Source organism: Deltaproteobacteria bacterium, assembly GCA_005879535.1.
Lineage (GTDB): Bacteria > Myxococcota > Myxococcia > Myxococcales > 40CM-4-68-19 > 40CM-4-68-19.
The window spans coordinates 1-3,751 of the sequence record VBKI01000014.1 but is presented as its reverse complement, the minus strand read 5'-3'; the positions used below and the strand labels follow the sequence as shown (position 1 = coordinate 3,751).

Genomic DNA, 3,751 nt, shown 5'->3' with positions numbered 1-3,751 from the left:
CGCCCGCTCCTGGGCGGCGCAAAATTCTTCAAACCGGGCGCGCCGGCGCGCCTTACGCTGGTCCTGAAGGTTGATGACGGTCATGACTTCCTCCTCGCGCGCGGTCGGCGCTTTTCGCTCTGTCGATGCACGCTAGCGAAGGGGTCTGACACCGCGCAGCGGCCCAGCCTCGCGACGGCATCTGGAGCCCGTAGCTCGTGCACATTTGCGGGTGCGATGAAGAGCGCTGCCGGCGGGGGGCCTTCCCAGGGCGCACCTGATCGACGCTGCCGGAGAGACCTGGCGGAGCCGCTTCGATGGGCGGCGGTGGGAGGTGAACCAGATGCGAAGGACCTCTCCCAGCATGCGCATCGGGTGCCGGGCGCCGTAGAGGCATCGGAGGACGTCGCGGCGATCCTGGCGTTGGCGGAGCGGAACCTGCTCGGGTCGTGACGCTCTGGCGGTGTTCAGAATGGCGAAGCCGGAGGCACGGTATGAAACTCAGAATCTCTGGTTTGAGGATATCGGCGCTCGCTCTGTGTGCTGCGTGTCAGCCACAAACCAACGCGTATGCGCAAAGGGCTTCGATCGAGCAGCACTTCTCCCGGGGTGAGAAGGAGGAAGCCGTGGCTGAAGGCCTCATCCGATAGGGCGTAGAGGACTATACGAAGGCGGTTCGCGCGAAGAGCATCGACGGCGTCATGTCCCTCTATGCACCCAACATCGTTTCATTCGATGTCGATCCGCCCCTGCGATACGCCGGGGCTGATAACAAACGTCGTGCCTGGCAAGCATTCTTCGCTGCACATACTGGCGCCATCGCCTATGAGGCACGCGACTTGAACGTCACGACGCAAGGCGATCTGGCCTTCGTTCATAGCGTCAACCACGTGAGCGGGACGCTGGCTAGCGGTCACATCAGCGACCTGTGGGTGCGTTGGACGGCGTGCTTCCGGCGAATCGATGGCGTCTGGCTGGTAGTGCACGACCACGTGTCAGTCCCAGCAGACCTCGCGCATGGCCAGGCCGTTCTGAATCTCACACCTTGAACTCCTCGAGCCCGTAAGACAGTGGCCGAGGTGAAGCTCGGGAGGGGTGCTGTAGGAGCGGCTCACGTCGAGGCCGCCTGGCCGTATCCTCCAATTCCCGCGTGATCTGCTCCAGGCTCTTCCCCGCCGTGCCGATGCCGAGCAGCGCGACGGCCAGCGCTCCGGCCACCAGGACGACGGTAGTGATGAGGAAGACGCCGCCGAATCCGATGCGGGAGAAGGTGTAGCCGATGACGATGGGCGCGGAGAGCCCGCCGATGCGGCCGAAGGCAGAGGCGACGCCCATGCCCGTGGTCCGGAACGCGGTCGGGTACAGCTCCGGCGTGTAGGCGTAGATCGCGGCGTAGGTGCCGTTCATGAAGAACGAGAGCGAGAATCCCGCGAGGGTGATCGCTGCATCCGACCGGGCTTGGGACATCAGATACGCGGACACGCCCCCGAGCAGCATGTACGCCACGATCGTCCACTTCCGATCGAGCTTCTCGGAGACGAACGCGGCGGAGTAGTAGCCCGGGATCTGCGCCAGGTAGATGACGATGCTGTAGCCGAAGCTCTTGGTGATGGTCATCCCCTGCTTCACCAGCAGCGTGGGGATCCAGGTGAAGAAGCCGTAGTACGAGAAGGTGATCGCGATCCAGAGGACCCAGAGCATGAGCGTGGTGCGCGCCATCGGGCCGCTCCAGAGCGCGGCCAGGTTCTTCGCGAACGTGCCGCCCTGAGCGGCGGCGACCGCGGGCACTTCGACGCTGTGTAGCGGTGGCAGCGCTGCGAGCTCTTGTTCGGTCAGCCGCGCTTCGATGCGTTGCACCTCCGCCGCCGCCTCTTCGGATCGCTCTCGCTGGATCAGCCAGCGCGGAGATTCCGGCAACGACCGCCGCCACCAGAGCAGCATCAGGATCGGCACCGCGCCGATGATCTGGATGATGCGCCAGCCGTCCGGCGAGCGCGGGACCACGAAGTACCCGAGCAGGGCCGCGAACACGAAGCCGAAGGAGAAGAAGCCGGAGAGGCTGCCGACGAACCGGCCGCGATACTTCCGCTGGATGAACTCGGCGAGGAACGGCGCGATGATCGCGCTCTCCGCGCCGGTGCCGAAGCTGGCGATCACCCGCCAGGCGAAGAGGAATTGCCAGCTCTGGGCAAAGGCCGCGACCAGCGTGCCGACGCAGTAGATGCCCAACGCGTACATCATCACGGCCCGCCGGCCGATCAGATCGCCCAGCGTGCCCGCGAAGAAGGCCCCGAACAGGTACCCGATCATCAACGAGCTGCCGAGAATGCCGGTCTGCTGATTCGTCAGTCCCCAGAGCGACGAGACGACGGGGAGGATGAAGGCGATCATCGCCCCATCCATCGCGTCGAAGGTGTATCCGAGCCCGCCCATCCAGAGCAGCCGCCAATGGAAGCGGGAGAACGGCAACCGCTCGATGCGCTTGAGCGTGCTCAGGTCGGCTTCCATCGGCTTCTCCCTTCCGGGGAGATCCACTAGGGTCTCGCGCGCGGTCCGAATCTACCCGAGAGGCGGCAAATGACCCAGACCCTGTTCAGGAACTTCCGGATGCTCGACCCCGAACGGGACGAGCTGCTCGGCGGCTGCGAGATCCTGGTCGAGGGTGAGACCATCCGCGAAGTCTCGGAGCGGCCCATCCGGGCGAGCGACGCGGCTGCCGTGGATTGCGGTGGCCGGACGCTGATGCCGGGGCTCATCGACTGCCACGCCCACGTCATCCTGAGCGAGGTGTTCATCCGGCAGCTCGAGAACGTCCCGCTCACGCTGATGACGGCGCGCGCGGTGGTGGCGCTGAAGGCGATGCTCGAGCGGGGGTTCACGACGGTCCGCGATACCGGGGGCGCGGATTGGGGATTGAAGGCGGCCGTGGACCAGGGGCTGATCGAAGGGCCGCGGCTGTTCATCTCCGGGCGGGCGATCGGACCCACCGGTGGGCACGCGGACGCGCGCCGGCGCACGGACTCCGGGGCTCGGTGCGGGTGCTGCCATGCGCTCGCGTTCGCGATGGCGACGGCGGACGGCGAGGCGGAGGTGCGCAAGGTAGTGCGGGAGGAGATGCGGCAGGGGTGCGACCAGGTGAAGATCATGATGTCCGGCGGGGTCGCGTCTCCGTACGATCCCCTCGATAGCCTGCAGTTCTCGCCCGGCGAGGTGGCCGCTGCCGTCGAGGAGGCGCAGGCGTTCGGCCGGTACGTCTGCGCGCACGCGTATACGCCGGAGGCGATCGAGCGGGCCGCGCACGCCGGGGTGCGGACGATCGAGCACGGCAACCTGATCGACGACGCGCGCGCCAAGCTGATGGCGAGCAAGGGGATGCTGCTGGTCGCGAATCTGGTGACGTACTACGCGATGAGGGAGCGCGCCGGCGCTCTGGGCATGCCGGCGGAGATGCTGGCGAAGAACGAGCTGGTCATCGACGGAGGGTTGCGGTCGCTGGAGATCTGCAAGCGCGCTGGTGTGCCGGTGGCGTATGGGACGGACCTGCTCGGGCCGCTGCAGGCAGAGCAGAGCCGGGAGTTCGTGCTGCGGGCGCAGGTGCTGTCGCCGATGGAGATCATCCGGTCGGCGACGTCGGTGGGGGCGCGGGTGCTGCGCAGGGAAGGCAAGCTCGGGTGCTTGCGGGCGGATGCCTTTGCGGACTTGCTCGTGGTCGACGGCAATCCCTTGAAGGACATCACCGTGCTGCAGTCGCCGGAGAAGTCGCTGCTGGCGA

At 66.5% G+C, this 3,751-nt stretch carries 3 protein-coding genes; 2 read left to right on the top strand and 1 reads right to left on the bottom strand.

The window, feature by feature from the left end:
- Positions 1-668 precede the first annotated feature (668 nt).
- On the top strand, positions 669-1,028 hold the full coding sequence (locus E6J58_00845) for a DUF4440 domain-containing protein (GenBank protein TMB43625.1): 360 nt from the start codon (positions 669-671) through the stop codon (positions 1,026-1,028).
- Here E6J58_00845 and E6J58_00840 read toward each other — a convergent pair.
- Positions 1,018-2,475 (bottom strand): MFS transporter, encoded by a 1,458-nt coding sequence (locus tag E6J58_00840; protein ID TMB43626.1) that lies wholly within the window; start codon positions 2,473-2,475, stop codon positions 1,018-1,020. The genes E6J58_00845 and E6J58_00840 overlap by 11 nt on opposite strands.
- Positions 2,476-2,556: 81 nt before the next feature.
- Here E6J58_00840 and E6J58_00835 point away from each other — a divergent pair.
- On the top strand, positions 2,557-3,751 hold a 1,195-nt coding region (locus E6J58_00835), incomplete at its 3' end, for an amidohydrolase family protein (GenBank protein TMB43624.1).